This window comes from Enhygromyxa salina, from assembly GCF_002994635.1.
GTDB lineage: Bacteria > Myxococcota_A > Polyangia > Nannocystales > Nannocystaceae > Plesiocystis > Plesiocystis salina_B.
Genome location: NZ_PVNL01000103.1, coordinates 1 through 20177, shown reverse-complemented (window position 1 = coordinate 20177; position 20177 = coordinate 1). Strand labels below are relative to the sequence as shown.

Here is a 20177-nt window from a genome sequence, read left to right as displayed (position 1 = left end):
CGCTCCCAACGGGCTGGCTGTTTGCGAGCGCATGTGTGGCCCCCTGGAAGGGGGCTTCTTCTGTGACCCCCACAGGCGGCTTGGCACTTCGCGGTCACTCGCTTCGCTCGCTCCCAACGGGCTGGCTGTTTGCGAGCGCATGTGTGGCCCCCTAGGAGGGGGCTTCTGTGACCCCCACGGGCGGCTGGCACTTCGCGGTCACTCGCTTCGCTCGCTCCCAACGGGCTGGCTGTTTGCGAGCGCATGTGTGGCCCCCTAGGAGGGGCGTCTACAGGAACAGCTTGCCGTAGTAGTAGACCAGCGGGGCTACGAACAGGAGTCCGTCGACGCGGTCGAGCATGCCGCCGTGGCCGGGCAGGATGGTTCCGCTGTCCTTGACCTTGAAGGTCCGCTTGATCATCGACTCGACGAGGTCGCCGCTCTGGCCCAGCGCGCTGCCTAGCAGCCCGAGCACGATCGCGTGGAGGATCGGGATCTGTGGCGCGAGCCAGTAGCAGCCCATGCCGACCATGGCGGCGACGCCCCCGACCAGGCCCCCGACCGCGCCTTCTACCGTCTTGTTGGGGCTGACGGCCTCGTAGAGCTTGTGCTTGCCGAACGCGCGGCCGAAAAAATACGCGCCCGTGTCCGACAAGAACGCCAGCGCGAGGGCGAGGAACAGCCACTCGGGGCCGAGCTCCTTCTTGAGCAGCGGCCACACGCAGCCGAGCATGGGTACGTAGACCAAGCCGGCCAGCGCGTACGAGAAGTGCCGGCCGGCGTCGGGCAGCTGGCGCTTGCGCATCAGCACGGCCGTGGCGGTCATGGCCGCCGCCGCGAACATGGTCGGCGCCATGGCGGTGTGGGTGCCGAGCATCGTGTTGCCGATGACCACGCCAGCGCCCGCGATCCCAAACGTCGCGCGCAGGCCGAGCGCACGGTCGTCGGCGTTGACGCCGATCGTCATGCGCAAAAATTCGTCGGCGGCGAAGAACACCGCGAGCGTCGAGGCCGCGAGGATCGACCACGAGGTCGGCTCGACGAACATCGAGACGACCAGGAGTGGGATCAGCACCATGGCCGTGAGCAGCCGCTGGGCGAAGTTGCTGAGCCCAGGCTTTCCAGGCTCTCCCGGCTTGGCGGTGGGCTCCTCGCTCGAGCGGGCGCTCGAGGGGGCGCTCGACGAGTCGCTCACGGGGTCGAGCTGAGCTTTCGCTTGAGCTCTTCGAGCTGCGCGTCGACCTCGGCGGCCCGCAAGTCTTCTACTTCGGCGTCTGGCTCGCTGGCGGCGTCGCCGTCTTGGTCGCCGCTCGGCTCGTCGTCGCTGGCGTCGTCGCTGCCCGAGCGGATCGCCTTTTGGCCGCCGCTGCCGCTGGTCAAGGCCATCTTCTGCTTGAGCGCCTCGAGCTCGCTGTCGACGCTGGACCCGGCCGCGAGCGCCTTGAACTGGGACTCGAGCGAGGTCTCGGGCAGCGCGCCGAGCTCGGCGGTGGCCTCGGCCTCGGCCTCGAGCTGGGTGACCCGCTCGTCCATGCGCGCGAAGGTCGAGTCGTGTGAGTCGCTGCTGTTGAGCTGCGACAGGGTCTTGTTGATCGTCGCCTGGGCCTGGGCCCGCTTTTGCCGCGAGACCAGGATGTTGCGCTTGCGCTTGGCCTCTTCGATCTTCTGATCGAGGCCACGCAGGGCCTCCTTGAGCTGCTCGACCGACTGTTTTTGCGCCTCCCACTGGTCTTTGAGGGTGGCTGCGAGCTCGTCGTGCTCGGTCTTGCGCGCGAGGGCGGCCCGCGCCAGGTCGTCGTTGCCCGCCCGGACCGCGAGCATGGCCTTCTTCTCCCAGTCGGCGGCCTTGGCCTCTTCTTGCTCGTACTGCTTCTTGATCCGCTTCTCGTCGGCGATAGCGACGGCGACCTGCTTCTTGGCCTCGACGAGCTGGCCCTTCATGTCGACGAGGACCTGGTTGAGCATCTTCTCCGGGTCTTCGGCCCGGTTGATCAGCTCGTTGATGTTGGAGCGGATCAGCGTCCCGAGTCGTCCAAACAGTCCCATTTAGGCCTCCGTGCTCCCACGGGTGTCGAGCTTCCAGTCCGACAGTTTATCGAGGTGTTCGTCGAGCGTCATCGCCAGGTCGTCGATGATCGCCTGAAATTCGTTGGCGTCGAGGTTCTCGGTCTGCAGCGCGCCGGACAGCAGCAGCCGCGAGTTCTCGATCGCGTAGGCGTTGTGCATGAAGTCTGCGTTGAGCTCGAGCAAGGTGCGGTACAGCTGCTCGCGGTTGGTGATGCTCTCGTCGAGCGTGCACAGCGAGAGCGAGAACAGGACGATCGGATCCTCGACCTTCACGACCACGCGGCTGTGGTGGCGGTTGTCTAGGTGTAGCACCCACGTGGTGGGATCTAGCTGATCGAACACGGCCCCGCTGCGAAACAGCATGGACTCTACAATGTCGGCGCTTGTGCTCATCGCCTCGCTCCTTGCGCGCGGGCCATCGTGTGCGGAGGCATCGGGTGAGTGGGAGGCGAGGGCACGTGGGTAGCAGCGTGCGCCGAGAAACCGGAGACCGAGTCTATGCCGCGGCGTGGGTACCGGCAAGGCAGGGATTCGAGCCGCGCGCGAGACTTCTATAGACCCGGGCCGGATCTGGGGCCGGATCTGCGGCCGGCTCGCGGGCGCCTCGGCGCACCGAGTGGGCTGGAAACCTGGCCCGCGCCTGTCACAGCCGAGATCTTGGGTTTATTGGCTTTTTTGTGCAGGCGAGGACCGCCCCAGGGCCGGCCGGCGGTGCGTGTTTCTGCGAACAAACGGCACAGGGCGCGCGTGGACGGGGGTTTACGGCCATGGTATCCCGCTTGTCTGCGATGTTGGACGCCTCAAAGTCCCGGACCGGTATCTCGATCGAGCGTCTGCCACGGCACGTTGGGATCATCATGGACGGAAACGGGCGGTGGGCCCGTGAGCGCGGCTTGCGGCGTGAACAGGGGCACAGCAAGGGCGCCGACTCGGTCCGCGAGGTCGTCCGAGCCAGCCGCCGCGTGGGCCTGGACGCGCTGACGCTGTTCGCGTTCTCCAGTCAGAACTGGGATCGGCCCCCGCGCGAGGTGTTTCACCTGATGCAGCTGCTGCGCCGCTACCTGATCGACGAGCGCGCCGAGATCCTCGACAACGACATCCGGCTCGTCACCGTTGGAGACATCTCGCGGCTGCCCGGTCTGGTCATGCGTCCTCTCGCCGACCTGGTGCGAGCCTCGGCGCACAACCGCGGCATGACCTTGTGCCTCGCGCTCAGCTACGGCGGCCGCGAGATGATCGCCGCGGCTGCCAAGGAGCTCGCGCGGGCCGTCGCGCGCGGCGAGGTCGACCCCGACGACATCGACCCCGACTTGTTTGGGCGCTACCTGCCCTCGAGCACCCTGCTGCCGCCGCTGGATCTGTTGATCCGCACCAGCGGAGAGCGTCGGGTGTCCAACTTCTTCTTGTGGGAGGTCGCCTACGCCGAGCTGTTCTTCTCGCCAGTCATGTGGCCCGACTTCGGCGAAAACGAGCTGTGGACGGCGCTGCGTGAGTATGGCCACCGCGAGCGCCGGTTCGGCCTGACCTCCGATCAACTCGACGCCGCCGCCAACGGAGCGATCCGGACCGGTCGGACCAGCTCGAACGGCATGGGTGCCCCCGCCGCCTCGCGCGGACCCAGCCCGCTCGAAGCCGTGCTGGGCGACCCCATGCCCAAGACTGTCTAGCTCTTGATGGAGGGGCTTCGCAGCCCCTCCCCCATGCCGACGGAGTCGTCATGGGGGCCCCTCCCCGGCGGTCGCCCTTTGGGTTCCTCTATTGTCAGTCGCCCCGGCGCTACGCGAGTTTGGAAGTTCCCATCACCTCGGTTCGTCAACCAGCGCCTGTGAAACCGAGTCTCGTTGCCGCTCGCGGCGTCGTCATCGTGAGCTGCTTGATCGGGGCGGCTTGCCTGGCTGAGTCGCCAGCTGGCGGCCCCGCGCCGACCGCCGTCGACGTCTCGCCGACGCCACCCTCGCCGCCCCCGTCAGCCTCGGCGACCCCACCCGCGGAACAGCCTGCGGTCGTCGCCGCGGAGCCGGAGCCGGAGCCGGAGCCACCGCCGTTCGCCGGTCGCGAGCGGGTTCGCGTCGACGAGCTGCTGGCGGCGATCACCGAAGAGGTCCCGGGTATCGCCGAGTCGCCCAGCGTGCGCGCCGACTACCACGCGTTCCTGACCGACTTCGAGATCGAGCACCTCGACGACCCAGACATCTACCTCGACTACGTGCGGGTCAAGATCGCGTTCGAGGCCACGCGCGCGGGCGGCTGGTGGGGCCTGAAGTGGGACATCACCAACGAGCAGCCGAACTCCGACAAGGTCTGGGCGCACTGGAAGACCCTCGAGCTCGGCGCCGACGCGGGGGCGATTCCCGAGACCACGGCGATCGCCGAGTGTGACGAGCTCTCGGCGCTGTTTGCGTTTGTCGCCAAGCGGATCGGGCTGTCGCGCCGCTCCGAGGTTGGCCTGCTGTGGCCGACCGGCAACCACACCGTGGCGGTGTGGACGATCGATCGCAAGGGCGACGCGCCAACGCGGATCGTGGTGCCGACCTCACAGATCTTCCTCAACGGGGATCAGAGCCTCGGTACCCGTGGGTTCGACCCGTGGAAGCAAAAGAGCATCTTCGACTACCGGCGGCAGGACGCGGCGGCCAAGCTCGAGATCCCGGCCGCGCTGGCCAACCACTTCGTGCTCACGATCCGCGAGTACGGTGGGCGCTCCCAGGCGGTCCTGCAGGACCAACGCAACGACAAGGAAGACCGGCAGTAGCTCAGCGCCGCAGCGGGTGATCCAGGATCGGCAGCCGCTCGTTCTCGCCGTGCTCGACGACCAGCTCCAGGCCGTCGAGCAGCAGCGCTGGCGTGGTCACCTGCGCGTCGACGGTCTGCGCGAGCAGGCCCGAGAGGCCGAGCTCGGCTCCGAACCCGCCCGCCATGCCCGGTGACAGGCGCAGCGGCAGGGTCCGCGGCTCGCTGCCGACCGCGCGGATCCGACGAAACACCCGCATCGAGACCGGCGCGATCAGGGCCCCGCGGACCAGGGTGCGGACGGTGGCGCTGCCCTTGCGCTCGAGCTTGAACACCCGGCTGGGCAGCGGCAGCGAGATCTTGCGGCCCGAGGTGAACAGCGCGGCCGAGTCACGCGGGACCGAGCCGAGCACCGAGCCGTCGCGCAGGCTGTCGATCACGTAGGCGAACTCGTAGCCATCTTCGCGGGCGCGGTCGAGCAGATCGCGCTCGAGCTTGGCCTGGTCGAGCCCGCGCTTGCGGCTGCTGAGCGTGAGGTTGGAGATCGTCGCGCCCAGGTAGCCGCCCGCGGTCGCCCGCGCGTGGCCGTTGCTCTGATCGATGTGCTTGTTGGGCCGCCGCGTCATCAGCAAGCTGTGCAGCACGCCCGCGCGGACCAGCTCGACCCGCTGCGCGGCGATGCCCTGGTCGTCGCGGGTGTAGTGGCCAAACCCCGCCGCCAGCGGATCGTCGACCAGATCGATCGTGTCGGGCATGACCGGCTTGCCGAGCCGCTCTTGCCAGTGCGGCTCGTACTCGAGCAGGCTGCCGTAGTCCGACAGCGGCGCCGGATCCCCGCCCGCTTGCACGGGGATCGTGCTGGCCAGCAGCTGCGCGGCCGCGGTCGGGCCGAGCAGGATCGGGCCATCGTAGTCCTCGTCGAGCATCGGCGCGGCGACGAACTCCTCGAGCTCGCGCAGGACCTGATCCACGAGCGCGGCCCCTTGCTCGCGCAGCTGCTCGCCGGTGGGCGCGTGCTGAAGGTGCAGCGCCAGGCCGTGATCGATCTCCATGCCGTCGGCGGCCTGGGTCTGCGCGATCACGCCGAACACCGCGCGCGTGTGGACCCGCCCAAGCGCGACGCCCTCGGTGTCGAGCAGGGTCTCGTGGCTGCGCAGCACCTGGATGATCACGTCGCCGTTGTCGATCGAGGGGTGGGCAGAGAACCGACCCGAGAGCTCACCCGCGAGCGCGCGCAGGCCGGCTCGATCAAAGTCGGCGCGCGCGCTGTCGGGGTCGACGAGCGTGGTCGCGTTGGGCGCCCAGGCCAGGTCGATCACCTGCGAGTCAGCCGGCAGCGCGGCCCGGTCGACCGGCAGATCCTTGTCGGCCAGCCGATCGATCGCGCTGAGCTTGGCCTTGTAGCCGGCGGACGCGGCCCGGTAGCTCTGGTCCAGCGCGAGCCACAGCCGCTTGCGCGAGGCGATTGGATCGGGGTGGAAGCACAGCTGAAAATTTGGCTGGACGTTGCCGGCGCCAAAAAAATTGCCGTTGTCCCGCTCGTGCGAGCCAACCCGAACGGTGACCGAGGCCAGCGCGTCGCGGGAGTACATGTCCGCGATCACGCCGCCGTACGAGCCGTCGAGGATCAGGCTGTCGGCCCGAACCGCGCGCAGCTCGGCCGCGTAGGGGGCGGCCGCGTCGGGCAGGCGCAGCTCGGCGACGCCGCGGATCAGCTCGGCCTGCATCGCCGCGAGCTCGGACTGGGGCTCGTCACCAGACGCGAGCGCGGCCCGCAGCGGGACCAGCTCCGCGACCACCACGCCGAGCCCGAGGCTCTGCGCAAAAAATTTACGCCGGCCGCCGATCACTTCGCCACCGCCTGTCCGCCAGCGCGAACGTCGCGATCCCGCGAGGGCGGCGGCAGCAAGGGTGGTTTGTCGCGCTCGTGCATGGCCTTCTCGATCTCCAGCTTGCTCAACAGCAGTGAAGGACTGACCGCGCTGACGGGTACCCAGCCGCTCTCGGCCCCGCACACCCCGTTGAAGACGCCGGGCTCGTCGCCCGCGGCGACGATCGTCTCGAACGCCGCGAGCGGGGTCCCGACGATGTCGACGCCGCGCACGAGCTCGTCGGGCCGGCCGTCGGTCCAGACCCGGTAGACCATGAGCGGCAGCACCTTGAACGCCTGCGGACCCGAGCGATCCGTGATCGTGTAGCCGCCCTGGATGTCCGAGAACCACACCCCGTAGGGCTTGCCCTGGGCCTTGGCTTCGGCGATCAGCCGCTCGCGCAGCTCACCCTCGGGCACGGTCTCGCGGGCCGAGACGATCAGGTTGCCCTGCCGCGAGACCACCCGGTGCCCGCGCTCGCGCCGACCGTGGCCGTTGCTCTGCGTGAACGGTGAGACGACCGAGCGCGACAGCAAGAAGCCCTCGAGCACGCCCTCGCTGACCAGCGACACCCGCTGGGCCGGGATCGCCTCGTCGTCGACGAAGTAGTGACCGTTGAGCGGGGTCCCGTCGAGCGTGGCCAGGGTCGGATCGTCGTAGACGTCGATGAACGGCGGCAGGATCTGCTGCCCGAGCATCTTGGTGAAGGTCTGGCCCTCGTAGTCATCTTTTTGGCGGTGGCCCTCGAGCCGGTGGCCGAAGATCTCGTGGAAGAACACGCCCGCGGCGGGGCCCTCGAGCACCGCCGGCCCGGTGTAGGGCTCGGCGATCTTGGCCAGGCGCAGGGCCAGCAGCTCACCGCGCAGCTGCTCGGCCATCGCCTCGAGCTCGGCCGCGCTCGGCAGCTGCTCGGCGGTGTGGCGCTCGAACGACAAGAACCGCTCGAGCGCCATGCCGTCTTCGGCCTGGGCCGTGGCGACCATGATCAGGCGGACGCGGACCCGGCCGCTCTGGACCTTGGCGCCCTCGGTGTCGACGTAGCTGCGGTTCTCGACCACCGCCTGCAGCATCACGCTGGCCTGCTGGACCAGCGGATCCGCGTCGAGGATCGCGGAGAGCTTGGTGACGACGGGTGACCACTGCGTGGCGATGGCCTCGAGGTCGACCTGCTGCCCGGCCTCGATGTGGACCAGCGGCTCGTCGACCATGGTGAAGTCCGGGTGGATCGGCTCGTCCTCGCGGGTCAGCATCGACTCGTCGCTCATCGCCTGGATCCACGACTCGAGCGCGTCTTGGTACTGCAGCTCGGTGATCAACCACAGCGCCTGACCCAGCGACAGGCGCTCGTCGGTCAGGCTGACCTGCATGCCCGTGCCCAGCCCGTTGCCGCCGTAGTAGCCGTTGGTCGGGTGGCTGTTGTCGAGCATCGGATCCCCGACGCGCAGGTCGACGTCGACGCTGCGATCGTGGTCGATGTGACGCTTGTCGAGCGCCCCGTCGTTGGCCGCGAGCCACAGCGACTCCTGATCGACGAGGTCGTAGGCCATGAAGTAGGCCGGATCCTCGACGGCCTCGGAGTTGAGCTTGGCGAAATTGATCGCCAGCTCCTGCTCGAGGATCGCCAGCGCGGGCGTGGGTTGCCCGAGCTTGGCCTCGAGCGTGGTGGTCTCGAACGACAGCGGCGGGCCCATCGGCGTCCGCGTGCCGGGCTGATCACCGCGCTCGCACGCCCCGCCCCCGCCCAGGATCAGCGCGAGCCCGATCAGGACGCAGCCGAAGCGAGAGCTGGATCCTGGATCGATGCGGGTACGCGGGCGTGACACCGCGCGAACTTACCAACTTCACCCCCACGTTATTAGGGGCGCGGGCGAGGTTTCTGGGCCGCCAGCGGGCGCGGCGAGGCGCGGGTGAGCTCAGCTCGGGAGCTGGATCCGCGGCTTGCCCGGCAGATCCTTGGCGCGGGGCGTGTACAGGATCAACACGCGACCGAGCAGCTGAACCAGCGCGGCCCCGCTCGCAACGGTGATCTCGTTGGCCAGCGCCTCGCGGGCGCCGGCGTCGTCGAGCTTGGGCAGCTTGACCTTGATCAGCTCGTGGCGCAGCAAGGTCTCGCCGAGCACGCGGACCACGGCTTCACTGACACCCGCTGCACCGACGTGGACGACCGGCTCGAGCGCATGGGCGAGCCCCTTGAGGTGCTGACGTTGGCGCGGGCTGAGGGTGACGGGCATGGCGGATGTTCGAGGGTGGGTGGCTGAAAATGACAGACCCCGGCGCGGGCCGGGGTCTGTCGGAGTTGTGGAGCTGAGGGGGATCGAACCCCTGACCTTCGCATTGCGAACGCGACGCTCTCCCAGCTGAGCTACAGCCCCAAGGGGCCGACAAGCTAGCCGAACGTCCGCACGGGTGCAAGGCCCCCGGGCGCGCTCAGGATTTGCGTCGCCAGGCCAGCCACAGCGCTCGACATGCGGGCCATCCTCCCCATGCAGCGAGCAGCGCCGCGGCGGCGAGGGTCGCCCACAGCACCCGCTCGTCGGCCGTGCCCAGCCACCGCCACGACTCCCAGACCGGCGGGGGCTCGGGCTCGGCCACCGACGCCTGCGCGAGCACGATCACGAGCATCGGCGACAGCTTACCCGGAATGCTATACGGACTGGACTCGGCCGCTGAGGGCCTCTGAACACATCTTCCGTGTGCATGGGGCGCGCCAGACGTGGCCGCCGATCAACCCGAGCGATGGCTCACTCGCGCAAGACTGACGGCGGCAAGCTCCGGCTCGACAAGCTGCTGGTCGAGCGTGGCCTGTGCGACTCGCGGACCCGGGCACAGGCGCTGATCTTGGCCGGTGAGGTGGTGGTGGGGGATCACGCGGTGACCAAGCCCGGCACGCCCGTCGATCCCTCGGTCCCGGTCCGGCTCAAGGGCGGCGATCCGAACCCCTACGTCTCGCGCGGCGGGCTCAAGCTGCGCGGGGCGATCGAGGCGTTTGGGGTCGATCCAACCGGGCGGGTGTGCATGGACGTGGGCGCGTCGACCGGCGGGTTCACCGACTGCCTGCTGCAGGCCGGCGCCGCGCGGGTCTACGCGATCGACGTTGGCTACGGGCAGCTGGCGTGGAAGCTCGCCAATGATCCACGGGTGGTCGTCATGGATCGGCAGAACATCCGCAAGCTCGAGCCGGGCCAGATCCCCGAGCCGATCGAGCTGGCCGTCGCTGACTGCTCGTTCATCTCGCTGACCAAGGTGTTGCCGCACATGCGCCCGTGTCTGCGCCCGGGCGCCGACGTGATCGTGCTGGTCAAGCCCCAGTTCGAGGTCGGGCGCGCGCAGGTTGGCAAGGGGGGGATCGTCCGCGACGACGAGACCCGAGCGGCCGCGCTGGCCAGCGTCGAGGCGGCCGCGCAGGCGCTCGGCTTCGGCGTTCAGGGCCACGTCGCCGCCGCGATCGCGGGTCGTGAGGGCAACCGCGAGTGGCTCGCGTGGCTGCGCTGGCACGCCGCGCCCTGAAGACCCGCTCGAGCGCCTATACTTTCGCACCGGCTCGCCATGTACAAGCTGTTCAAGCGCACTCACCACCCCGGGACCTTCGAGGTCCAGATGGCAGGCGCCTGCGATCCCGGCCGGTCGCGCGACCACAACGAGGACGCCATCGCGATCCAGGAGGACGATGGCCGCGGCTACTACCTCGCGCTGGTGTGCGACGGCATGGGGGGACACAACGCGGGCGAGGTCGCGTCGGCGCTCGCGGTCGAGGCGATCCTCGGCTACCTCGAACAACACTTCGGCCAGGTCGACAATGAAGCGCTGCTCTCCCAGGCCTTTCATCAGGCCAGTGACGCGATCGACGAGCACGCCGAGGCCAACCCCGACGCGCAGGGCTTGGGCTGCACCTGCGTGATGATCATGGGGGTCCGCAATCGGATCTGGGTCGCGTGGGCCGGCGACAGTCGGGCCTACGCGGTCACCGAAGAGGGGATCTTCCAGCTCTCCACCGATCACACCGTGGTCCAAGAGCTCGTGGATCAGCAGCTGATCACGCCCGAGCAGGCGGCCGTGCATCCCTATCGCGGTCGGATCAGCCGCTGCCTGGGTCACGGCAAGAAGAAGGGCGCGCCCACGATCCGCGAGTTCGAGTTTCCGCTTGGGACCAATTTAATGGTCTGCAGCGACGGGCTCTCGGATGTGCTGCGCGTCGAAGAGCTCGAGGCGCTCGTCGGTCAGCGAGACGTTCGCAGCTCCGCGCGGCGGTTGATCGAGGCGGCCAACGGCGCTGGCGGACCCGACAACATCTCGGCGATCATCATGCGCCGCGTGGTGTAGGGTCGGCCTGCTTGCGACCAAAGCGGATGCCCAACCATGCGCGCTCGTGCATGTAGTAGGCGCCGATCTTGATCGCCGAGTCCACGACGCCGATCGACACGGCCACCGCGACGCTCTCGCTGAGCATGTAGCTGACACCGGTCGTGATCGCGAGCGCGAACACTCGCCAGCTGAGTGCCTTGGCCAAGCTCCGGGAATGCGAGTCCGCGTCCATGCCTGGGTTACTCACTGCCGCAGGATCACCCACGACGCCAGGATAAATAACACGTGTTGTATGTGGTAATATTGTGAATCCTGGCGAGCATTCGCCTCAGTTCGTCGTTGGATCGGCAAAATTCGTAGAATAAAACTACAGTTACTTACCGGCATATGAAATGCGCCGGGCCGAACCGAGCTTGCTCACGTGAACCTTCGCGAGTTCGTTGGAGCTGCGGGCGGTTTGCGGCAGGATCTCTCGACGTGCGTGATTCCCGTACCCGGCTCGCTGCCGTCGCTGTCTTGCTCGCTTTGGTGATCGCGTGGCCCATGGTCGCGCAGGCGGCCGCGCGGGTGGTCGCGCCGCTTGGCTGGGCCGAGAGCGCCCGCGCAGCACCGGCCGCCCAGCGCCGGGCGAGCGAGTGGAAAGATGCCCTGGGACTGCCGCTCGAGCAGGTCGCGTCGGAGCGCGACAATGATCGCTTCGTCGAGACTGTCGCGGTGTTCGAGCGACCCGAGCCGGTCGCGGAGCTGGTGTTCACGAGCGAAGAGGCCGCGATCGAGGCGCTCGCGCTCGTGGTCGCGCCGGTCGTCGGCGAGCAGCCGCCGGTCGCGGGGGAGATCCGCACGGTCGCCACGGGTGAGCAGGTTGTGTGGGCGCAGTGGAGCGTGGATGAGGTCACGTACGAGTGCGTGCTGGCGCCCTCGGGCGACACCGCCACGATCGTGATCATGGCGGTGCTGCCCAGCGACTTTGGGTTTCAGCGCGAGCGCCTCGACGAGATCGTCTCGTCGCTCGAGGGCGTGACCACGCCGATGCCCAAGTTCTCGCTGGTGTCATGGTTGGTCGGCGCGGCGCTCGTGTGGCTGGCGCTGGCGCTGGCGCTCCACGCCCTGATGCTGGCCTTCGTCGATCAAGACCACGACCACAAGCAGGCGGGCACTCGGGCCTCGGTGATCATGCTCGCGCTGGTGGTCGTCGGCACGGTGGCCGCGTACGTGCAACTGGGTGATCGCGCGTTTGCGATCGCCTACGCGGGCGGGAGCCTCAACGGGCTCACCATGTGGATCTTCCTCACCGGGATCATCGTCGCGGGTGGGCACTTCCTGATCGTGTCGCGTTTGGATCGCGGCGTGATCCGCAGCGCACCCGAGACCGGGGCGTTCGCGTCGGGGATCTACTCCACCTCCGACGTGCTCCGGTCCTCGATCACGCGGACCAACATGCGCATGCGCACCGAGGAGCCGGCGGCCGCGAGCGGCAGCTGGGCCGCCGCGCCGAGCGAGGCGCAGCCGCCGGACGAGGACTCGGGCGTGTTTGGCCCAGACTGAGCAGGCGGTCTCCCCGCCCGAGCCGAGCGCCCGCCACGACACAGATGATGTCCGCCCCGGTCCAGGGACCGATCTGGCCACGCGCGGCCAACTTCCACCCGCTGTCAGGGGTCAAACGCAGGCCCATGGCCTACACTTCGCAGCGGTGGGGTGTCCCTGCGTGACCTGCGTGACCGGCAGGCTGAACCCGTGAGCGAGCGGATCGGTTCGTCTTCGTTTTGGAGCTGGGCGGTCGTTGGTTCGGCGGTGTTCCACGTGGGGCTGGTATTCGCGGCCTCGCTGTTGCCCGACGGTGCCGGGCGAGGCGGCGCGGGCGTGGCGGATCAGCTGTTCACACCTGGCGCCGTGATCCCGCTCGAGACCGTGCCGCTGCCGTACGCGCGGGCCGAGCCCACCGATGAACCGAGCTTGCCGGCGATGCGCCCGGACGCGCGCGCGCCGATCGATCAGCCGCGGAGTGACAACCCGGCACCCGGCCCACGCGGCGGGTCGGAGCCACCGCCGGACCCGACCCAGACCGAGTCCGAGACCCGCGACACCCCCGGCGTGTCGCTGCACGGCATGCGGGACGGCGCGCGCCCATCAACCGGCGGTGGCGTGGTCGTCGACCCTGCGCTGCTCGGTGGGTCGCGCGCGGTGTACGAAGACTCGGTCAACAACCCAGGCGTGGGCTCGGGTGCCATGCAGGGGCCTGCCGCGCCAGCGGGCGCCCAGGTCGACTACGCGTTCCAGCACGAGAAGGGCAAGCTGGTCTATCGGGATCCCAGCGGTCGCTTCGTCGCGACCTTGCGCGCGGACGGTCGCGTGGACTTTCGCAACAAGGCGGGCAAGGCCAGCTGGACGCAGATCGGCATGGGTGGACCAGGCGATCTGCTGGCCGCCGCCGCGGGCGACGATCCCTACGCCCGGATCAAGCACAAGCTGCTCAAGGCCACCTTCGAGATGCGGCTGGGCATGGCGGTCAAGTTCCAGAAAAAGCAGCTCGACAAGCGGCTGCATCGGCTCGGGGGCGACCTCGACAAGATCTGGGCGGACACCGGTCGGGGCCTGAGCGCGCGCAAGGAGCTGTTGTTTCAGCGCTGGGACGAGTGCGACGAGCCCGAGGCTGGCGCGACCGCGGGCGCCGACATCCCCGGGTTTGGCAAGGTCGACAGCTCCGAGCTCGACGACGCCCGGCAAGACGCGGCGCTCTCAGCCCGTCGGCTGATCGAGAAGTTCATCCGCGAGCACGCGCCCAAGGGCAGCGCCGAGGCGTTCACGCCAGCCGAGCTGGCCGACATGAATCGTCGCCGCGCGAGCACCCAAAAATTCCAACCTTATTAGGTTGTGTGCGGCCGCATGTGTGGCCCCCTGCGGGGGGTGTCGGTCGGCATGGTCGGCATGGTCGGCATGGTCGGCGTGGTCACACCCTTGGCTCGGCACCCCGAAGGGCGGCTTCCCCGAGCAGTCGGGTGCGAGCTCACAGCGCGCTGTAGCGGGTGCCCCTGGCCTTGCCTTGCCAGGTGACCTGCTCGGCTTCGATCAGTCGCGCGACGGACTTGCGCACCTGCAGCGAGGTGCCCCCGACATGGTTGCGGATCTCGGTGGCGGATACGGCCTCGTCTGAGTCTCGGACGAATGCGAGCACCTGTTGGTCGTACTCGCGGCGGCCGGCGGCGGTCCTGGTGTTGACCTCTTCTGCCGAGTCACCCTGGTCGAGTGCGCTCAGTGAGCCCGAAGCGCCGCCCGCAGCGCCCAATGACATTGGCGAGCCGGACGACCCCGATGGCGTCGCCGACTGTGACGCGGTGTCGTCAAACTCGCGCCCAGCGTTGATGACCTCACCCACGGTCACGCTGGACAGTAAGCCCGAGAACTGGCCTTTGCTGAGCTTTGATAGCTCGGCGAGGGTCATCTCGGGATGTGAACGGATTAAGTCGAGAAAGACGGATCGTTGCACGTCTTTCACGGCTGCGGACATTTCGCGTTCGAAATTCGACACGGAAACAAGGTAGCAGCTCCCAGTCATGAAAACTATCCTGATCAAACTGGGGCACTCTGGAGTGCCGCTAGTTTTGTATGCATCAGCTGGTGGGTTCATTATCTGTACGGGCGCCGCTCGACCCGGGTCCGAGTCATCCTGGACCTATAAAAACTTAGTATTTTCAGTTGCTTGCATGGTGGCGGTCGATGAGGCGTCTGCGCATCCCCTCGGTGTGGGCGCCCGACCTGCGTGATCAGGAGCGATCAGGCCGCACGATCTTCCTGTACAGCGTAGAGTGGCCGGATTCGGACATTCAACAGTGATCGGTTGTCACTGTGATCATATCTACGGCGCGAATATGCGCACTCCACCCTACGTTTTTTGCGACCTGCGGAACGGATCACGCTCGGGTAGGCCGCGCTGGGGCCCGCTCGGCAGGGCCCTGCGCTGCGCTCGCAACCGCCCGGTCTGCGCTGTCAGTCGCCGAGGTGCGCGGCGAGCCAGCGCAGCACCTCATCGTGCCACTGTAGCGAATTTGCTGGGCTCAACACCCAGTGGTTCTCGTCGGGGAAGTGCAAGAAGCGACTCTCGATTCCGCGCCGCTGCAGCGCGGTGAAGGTTGCGAGGCCCTGCTCGACGGGGACCCGGTAGTCGAGCGAGCCATGCACGACCAGCATTGGCGTCTGCCAGTCGGTGACATGGTTGGCGGGGTTGAAGCGCGCGTAGGCGGCCGACTGCTCGTACTCGGGGCCGCCCTGCTCCCACTCGGGGAACCACAGCTCCTCGGTCGCGTAGTACATCATGCGCTGGTCGAAGATGCCGTCATGGTTGACGAGGCAGCGGAATCGCTCGGGCCAGTTGCCGGCGATCCAATTGACCATGAAGCCGCCGTACGAGGCCCCGAGCGCGCACGCCCGGTCGCCGTCGATCCACGGGTTGGCCTTCAGCACGTGCGCGAGTCCGAGCTTCAGGTCCTCGAGCGGCTTGCCGCCCCAGTCGCCGGAGATCGAGTCGGTGAACGCCTGCCCGTAGCCGGTCGAGCCGTGGAAGTCGATCATGACCGTGGCGTAGCCGGCACCCGCGTAGGTCTGGGCGTTCCAGCGAAAGTGGAACTTGTCGCCGAACGAGCCCTGGGGGCCGCCGTGGATCAAGAACGCGAGCGGGTAGCGCTTGTTTGGGTCCTTGTCCGGATCAAACCCCACGGGGCGGACCAGCCAGCCGTAGACGGTGTCACCACCGTGACCCACGAACTCGAATTGCTCGGGCTCGCCGACCTTGGTCCGCGCCATCAACTCGTCGTTGTGGTGGCTGAGGCGGGTGGCCTCGCCCTCGCCCGTGCTCGGCACGACGAACAGCTCGGCGGGGTGACGCAGATCGTGGTGGGTGATCACCAGCTTCTCGCTGCCGACCGCGAGCTCGCCGACGGTGCCATGATCGAGATCGGCGACGACCGTGGCCTGGCCGTCGCTCAGGTCGATCGCAAACAGCGGCTTGCGCCCGAGGTCCTCGACGGCCGCGAACACCCGGGCGCCGTCGGCCGCATACTCGAACCCGCCGACCGAGCGATCCCACGCCTCGGTCACGGCTCGCGGCTCGCCCTCGAACCCCTCGCCGGTCCACGCGGCGGTCATCAGGCGGAACCGATCCGCCTCGAAGCCGGGCCGCTGCATGGCGACGTACGCGAGCTGGGTGCCGTCGGGCGAGAAGCGCGGGTGCGTGTCCCAGGCCGGGTTGGTCGTCAGCTTGACCGGCGGCTTGGCCCCGTCGACCGGGGCGAAGAACAGATCGAAGTTGGTCGACCACGGCTCGCCTGGGCCGCCGCCAGCGTCGCGGGCCGCGAACACCACGCCGCGGCCGTCGGGCGTGAACACGTACTCTTCGGCGCCGCCGAACGGCTTCGAGGGCACGTCGGCGTCGAGGCCGTGGGTCACGATCGTGGCTCGCTCGGTGCCCGGCGAGGTGTCGGCGATCAGCAGCTGCGAGCGGCGGTGATCTTTCCAGGTGTCCCAGTGGCGGATGAACAGCCGATCGTAGCCGACGCCGGTCGCGGCGGTGTCTGCCTGCGCGGCCTCGCGCGTGACGTTGCAGGCGAGATCCGGGCAGTCGGGGTGGAGCTCGGCCGACACCGCGAGCTTGCTCGCGTCGCGCGACAGGACCAGGTTGCCGACCCCGACCGGAAAGTTGGTGATCTGCTCGACCGCGCCCGTGTCCGCGTCGATCCGAAACACCTGGCTGGTGCCAGCGCGGCTCGACAAGAAGAAGATGTGCTTGGCGTCGGGCGACCACTGCGGCTGGCTGAGCCCCTTGGGGTGGCGGTCGAGCTGGCGGGGCTCGCCGCCGTCGAGCGCCGCGATCCACAGGCTCGTGCGGCCCTTGTTGGCCTGCATGTCGGTCTCGCGCAGGACGTAGGCGACGCGGGTGCCATCGGGAGACAGCGCGGGGCTCGACACGCGATCGACGTCGAGCATGTCGAGGATCGAGAACGGGTGCTCGGCGGAGGGGGCGATCGGCGGGAGCACGGCCAGGACCTCGGGCTCGGGCTCGGTCGCAGCGTCGGCGTCGGCCGTCGGGGCGGTCGGAGTCGTGACGGTGTCCGCGCTGGCTGTGGGCGCCTGGTCGGGCGGTTGGGCCTGCGGACCACAGCCAAGCAGGAGCGTCGTCACCCCGGCAGACACCGCCGTCACACGACGCGCACGGGAATCTAGTAACACGGAGGGGGCCAACGGGTGCCACGAGCGGGGCGACATGGCGCAAGCGTATCCGCAATGGCCCGCACGATGTGTGCCGGGTGTGGTCTAGACCGCTGCGTCGCGTTCGTCCTATCGTGAGCGGGGCCGCACGAGCTTCGGACATGACCCGTTACCTGCACGTTAGGGCGCCGCTGTTGGCGTCGGTCGCCGGCTTGGCGATCGCGGGTGGGTGCTCGATCGACATCGTCGACACGCTCGTTGGCAACACGGGTCAAGCCGCGGACGGGGACACGGGGCTGACGCTCGGCGACGGCGGCAACGTCGGGGACTGGGGCGAGGGGGGTGACGACCTCGGTGACGACCTGGGCGAAGACGGCCCGGCCTCACCGCTGTTCGATGTCGGCGAGGGCGAGTCGTCGATCTCGTGCGAGTTCGCGGCGCAATTTCCCAGCCACATCGGCTGCGAATTCTATGGGGTCGATCTCGACGGTCCCGGATTGTTCGACCAGGACCCGTTCGGGTTCGTGGTCATCAACCCGCTGAGCGACCCGGTCGAGGTCACGCTCGAGCGTCATGGCGAGCGCGGCTGGACCGTCGTCGAGTCGCGCATGGTCGAGGGCAGCGACGAGGCGGTGTTGCTGCCGGCCAACAGCGAGGTGCACGGGACCGGTCTGCACGACCACGCGACCCTGCGCATGACCGCGACGGCGCCGGTCATCGTGATCCAGGCCAGCCCAGCGAAAGGCCAAGCCTACAGCGCCAGCGCGACCGTGCTGCAGCCGACGGCGGCGTGGTCGACCCACAACCCCGTCGCGGGCTGGCGCACGCACCTGGGCGTCGGCGAGCCCTCGTTCTTGGCCGTGGTCGCGCAGAGCTCGGGGACCTCGGTCGCGGTCACGCCGATGTTTGGCATCGCCAACATCCCGCCGAGCTGGGAGCCCTGGATCGAGATCATCGACCCGGACGCCGAGCCCGTGTCGATCGTCGTGACGCTGCCGGTCGAGCCCGGCCAGCTGCTGCGCCTCGACGCGACCGCAATCGACGCTGCCGAGGTCGATCACGGGACCAGCGGGACCACGGTCGAGTCTGGGCAAGAGCACCTGATCTCGGTGTTCTCGGCCCACACCTGCGCGGCGATCCCCGACTACGAGGGGTCGTGTGGGCACATGCAAGAGCAGCTGTCGCCGCGGCTGGTCGGCACCCAATTCGTCGGACCACGGCTCGTGGCCGGCGACACAGGGCTCGGGCCCGACGCGGAGCTCGGCCACGAACGAACCATGATCCAGGTCGCGGCCACCGAGCCCAACACCCACGTGGTGTTCAGCTACCTCGACGCGCAAGACAGCGTGGTCGAGGTCGACTCGGTGATCATGGATCCCGATGAGCCGTTTGCGATCTACGAGTACGACCACGAGCTGAGCGTGAGCGCCGATCGACCGATCGTCGCGGCCGCGTACATGACAAACGCCGAGCTCACCGGGCTGGGCTCGGCGTCCATGGTTCAGCTCGCGCCCGTGGATCAGTGGACCGGCAGTCATTGGGTCTGGGTCCCCGAGGGCTTCGAGACCCACCTGCTGGTCAGCGCGGGCACGGGCGCGGCCGTCGAGGTCGAGTGGCTGACCGGGCTCGACGGCGACGACACGCCGCAGCCGGCGGCGGTGTTGCTGGAAGCCAACCACACGGCGGCGGATGGCGCGGGCCCGTGGCTGGTCCGGCGCTACGCGGTCGAGCCCGGGATCTACCGGGTCGAGAGCAGCCGTCGAGCCTCCGTGGTCGTGAGCGGCTGGGCTCCCGGCGACGGATTCGCCTATCTCGCCGGGTGGGGCCCGTCGCTGGCAGATCTAGGGCCGGCTGGCTAGCGCTAGAACGACCGCCGATACACCCGAGCCCCGCCAGTGATTTCCACTACACTGCACCGGGTGAGTGATCCGGGCGCCAACGACTTTCGCGAGCGCGCGCGGGTCGAGGCCGATCGCTACGGGCCAGATCCGTGGATTTTCGTCCGTGAGCTGCTGCAGAACGCTCGCGACGCTGGCGCCACCTCGGTCCAGATCGAGATCGCCGACCGCGACGGGTCCACCCGGATCAGCTGCGTCGACGACGGCGAGGGCATGGGCTACGAGCACGCCCGCCGGTACCTGTTCTCGCTCTACGCGTCGAGCAAAGAAGACCGGGCCAACCAGGTTGGGCGGTTTGGCGTCGGGTTCTGGTCGATCCTGCGGTTTGATCCGACCCGCATCACAATTCGCTCGAGCCCCCGCGCGCGTGAAGACGGCGGACCCTGGCAGGTCACGCTCGACGGCGCGCTGCAGCACGCCGAGCGCGCGCAGATCCAGATGGGCCCAGGCACCCAGGTGGTGTTGGTGCGCCCAGCTGGCGACGGCGCCGACGAGCGACGGGTGTTCGAGGCGGCCCATCAAAACGCGCGGTTCCTGGGTCTGCGGGACGACCCGGACACGCCGCTGCCGATCACGGTCAACGGTCGCTCGGTCAACGACACCTTTGCCCTGTCGCCGCCAAGCTCATCGTTTCGGCGCGGGCACGTGCGCGGGGTCGTGGGGCTGGGCACCGCGCCGCGGGTCGAGCTGTTCTCGCGGGGGCTGCGGGTCCGCTCGGCCGCGTGCCTCGACGACCTGCTGACCAACGCCGGGCACACCAGCCACTCGCGCGTGCGGTTCCCCGAGCTGCCCGGCGGTCTGGCTCCGCAGGCGCTGCTCGAGAGCGACGGCCTCGAGCTGCTGCTGTCGCGCAGCGACGCCCGCGACACCCGGAGCTTGCGGCGGCTGGTCAGGCTTGGCCAAAACGAGCTGCGTCAGCTCGTCGAACACCAGCTCGCGCGGATCCGGCCGCCGGGGATCGGTGAGCGGCTGGCCGGGCTGATGCGGCGCCTGGCCGGAGACTCGACCTGGTGGCGGGCGACGCTCGGGGCCATGGCCGGGGCCGTGCTGGCGGTGGTGTTGGCCCAGCTGCTGTGGCCAGAGGAGTACGGCCTCACCGGGCTCTCGGGCGGTGGGGGAAGCGGCTCGGGGG

Annotated in this window: 18 protein-coding genes and 1 tRNA gene; 8 read left to right on the top strand and 11 right to left on the bottom strand. The window is 68.7% G+C overall.

The genetic code is table 11. From position 1 onward, the window contains the following. Window positions 1–268: 268 nt before the first annotated feature. Genes ENSA7_RS25805 through ENSA7_RS25795 form a run of 3 tightly spaced genes read right to left on the bottom strand, consistent with a single transcriptional unit; the run spans window position 269 to window position 2439 of the window. Complete coding sequence (locus ENSA7_RS25805) at window positions 269–1174, bottom strand: phosphatidate cytidylyltransferase (protein ID WP_106092008.1); 906 nt, start codon at window positions 1172–1174, stop codon at window positions 269–271. Next, window positions 1171–2025 (bottom strand): PspA/IM30 family protein, encoded by an 855-nt coding sequence (locus ENSA7_RS25800; RefSeq protein WP_106092007.1) that lies wholly within the window; start codon window positions 2023–2025, stop codon window positions 1171–1173. Before ENSA7_RS25800 ends, ENSA7_RS25805 begins: the two co-directional genes overlap by 4 nt. Then, on the bottom strand, window positions 2026–2439 hold the full coding sequence (locus tag ENSA7_RS25795; RefSeq protein ID WP_146158132.1) for a CesT family type III secretion system chaperone: 414 nt from the start codon (window positions 2437–2439) through the stop codon (window positions 2026–2028). Window positions 2440–2834: 395 nt separating this feature from the next. Between ENSA7_RS25795 and uppS the strand changes: the two genes are divergently transcribed. After that, window positions 2835–3713 carry a polyprenyl diphosphate synthase gene (uppS, locus tag ENSA7_RS25790; RefSeq protein ID WP_106092017.1) on the top strand — a complete coding sequence of 293 codons (879 nt, stop codon included), beginning with the start codon at window positions 2835–2837 and terminating at the stop codon, window positions 3711–3713. Window positions 3714–3910: 197 nt separating this feature from the next. Then, on the top strand, window positions 3911–4798 hold the full coding sequence (locus ENSA7_RS25785; protein WP_106092005.1) for a hypothetical protein: 888 nt from the start codon (window positions 3911–3913) through the stop codon (window positions 4796–4798). 1 nt (window position 4799) lies between these two features. On the opposite strand, the gene ENSA7_RS25780 is transcribed toward ENSA7_RS25785, so the two are convergent. From ENSA7_RS25780 to ENSA7_RS25760, 5 genes are all read right to left on the bottom strand, one after another. After that, complete coding sequence (locus tag ENSA7_RS25780) at window positions 4800–6626, bottom strand: metallopeptidase TldD-related protein (RefSeq protein WP_106092004.1); 1827 nt, start codon at window positions 6624–6626, stop codon at window positions 4800–4802. Beyond that, window positions 6623–8470, bottom strand: a complete 1848-nt coding sequence (locus ENSA7_RS25775) for a TldD/PmbA family protein (protein ID WP_106092003.1) — start codon at window positions 8468–8470, stop codon at window positions 6623–6625. The genes ENSA7_RS25780 and ENSA7_RS25775 overlap by 4 nt, the downstream gene beginning before the upstream one ends. A gap of 90 nt (window positions 8471–8560) precedes the next feature. Beyond that, a complete protein-coding gene (locus ENSA7_RS25770) occupies window positions 8561–8878 on the bottom strand; it encodes a YhbY family RNA-binding protein (RefSeq protein WP_106092002.1) in 318 nt (105 codons plus the stop codon). A 68-nt stretch (window positions 8879–8946) separates the two neighbouring features. Next, window positions 8947–9019, bottom strand: a tRNA-Ala gene (locus ENSA7_RS25765). Window positions 9020–9074: 55 nt separating this feature from the next. Then, complete coding sequence (locus ENSA7_RS25760; protein WP_106092001.1) at window positions 9075–9269, bottom strand: hypothetical protein; 195 nt, start codon at window positions 9267–9269, stop codon at window positions 9075–9077. A 114-nt stretch (window positions 9270–9383) separates the two neighbouring features. Here ENSA7_RS25760 and ENSA7_RS25755 point away from each other — a divergent pair, with 114 nt between their 5' ends. Next, a complete protein-coding gene (locus ENSA7_RS25755; RefSeq protein ID WP_106092000.1) occupies window positions 9384–10154 on the top strand; it encodes a TlyA family RNA methyltransferase in 771 nt (256 codons plus the stop codon). 39 nt (window positions 10155–10193) lie between these two features. Beyond that, window positions 10194–10967, top strand: coding sequence for a PP2C family protein-serine/threonine phosphatase (locus ENSA7_RS25750; RefSeq protein WP_106091999.1), 774 nt, complete (start codon window positions 10194–10196; stop codon window positions 10965–10967). Here the strand turns inward: ENSA7_RS25750 and ENSA7_RS25745 are convergent. Then, on the bottom strand, window positions 10948–11154 hold the full coding sequence (locus ENSA7_RS25745; protein WP_244923909.1) for a DUF2061 domain-containing protein: 207 nt from the start codon (window positions 11152–11154) through the stop codon (window positions 10948–10950). The genes ENSA7_RS25750 and ENSA7_RS25745 overlap by 20 nt on opposite strands. Before the next feature lie 272 nt (window positions 11155–11426). Between ENSA7_RS25745 and ENSA7_RS25740 the strand changes: the two genes are divergently transcribed. Together ENSA7_RS25740 and ENSA7_RS25735 are read left to right on the top strand one after the other, a co-directional pair. Further along, window positions 11427–12494 carry a hypothetical protein gene (locus ENSA7_RS25740; protein WP_146158131.1) on the top strand — a complete coding sequence of 356 codons (1068 nt, stop codon included), beginning with the start codon at window positions 11427–11429 and terminating at the stop codon, window positions 12492–12494. A 189-nt stretch (window positions 12495–12683) separates the two neighbouring features. Further along, the gene (locus tag ENSA7_RS25735) at window positions 12684–13817 is read left to right on the top strand and encodes a hypothetical protein (protein WP_146158130.1); all 1134 of its coding nucleotides are present in this window, start codon (window positions 12684–12686) and stop codon (window positions 13815–13817) included. Window positions 13818–13953: 136 nt separating this feature from the next. Here ENSA7_RS25735 and ENSA7_RS25730 read toward each other — a convergent pair whose 3' ends face one another. Together ENSA7_RS25730 and ENSA7_RS25725 are read right to left on the bottom strand one after the other, a co-directional pair. Continuing rightward, entirely contained in the window at window positions 13954–14475 is a 522-nt protein-coding gene (locus ENSA7_RS25730; RefSeq protein WP_146158129.1) for a hypothetical protein, read from the bottom strand. Between the two features lie 458 nt (window positions 14476–14933). Next, window positions 14934–17120, bottom strand: a complete 2187-nt coding sequence (locus ENSA7_RS25725) for an alpha/beta hydrolase family protein (protein WP_244923908.1) — start codon at window positions 17118–17120, stop codon at window positions 14934–14936. Between the two features lie 188 nt (window positions 17121–17308). Here ENSA7_RS25725 and ENSA7_RS25715 point away from each other — a divergent pair, with 188 nt between their 5' ends. Next, window positions 17309–19006 carry an IgGFc-binding protein gene (locus ENSA7_RS25715; RefSeq protein WP_146158128.1) on the top strand — a complete coding sequence of 566 codons (1698 nt, stop codon included), beginning with the start codon at window positions 17309–17311 and terminating at the stop codon, window positions 19004–19006. A gap of 60 nt (window positions 19007–19066) precedes the next feature. Further along, window positions 19067–20177 (top strand): sacsin N-terminal ATP-binding-like domain-containing protein (locus tag ENSA7_RS25710; protein ID WP_181234104.1); only part of this gene is annotated, 1111 nt, incomplete at its 3' end.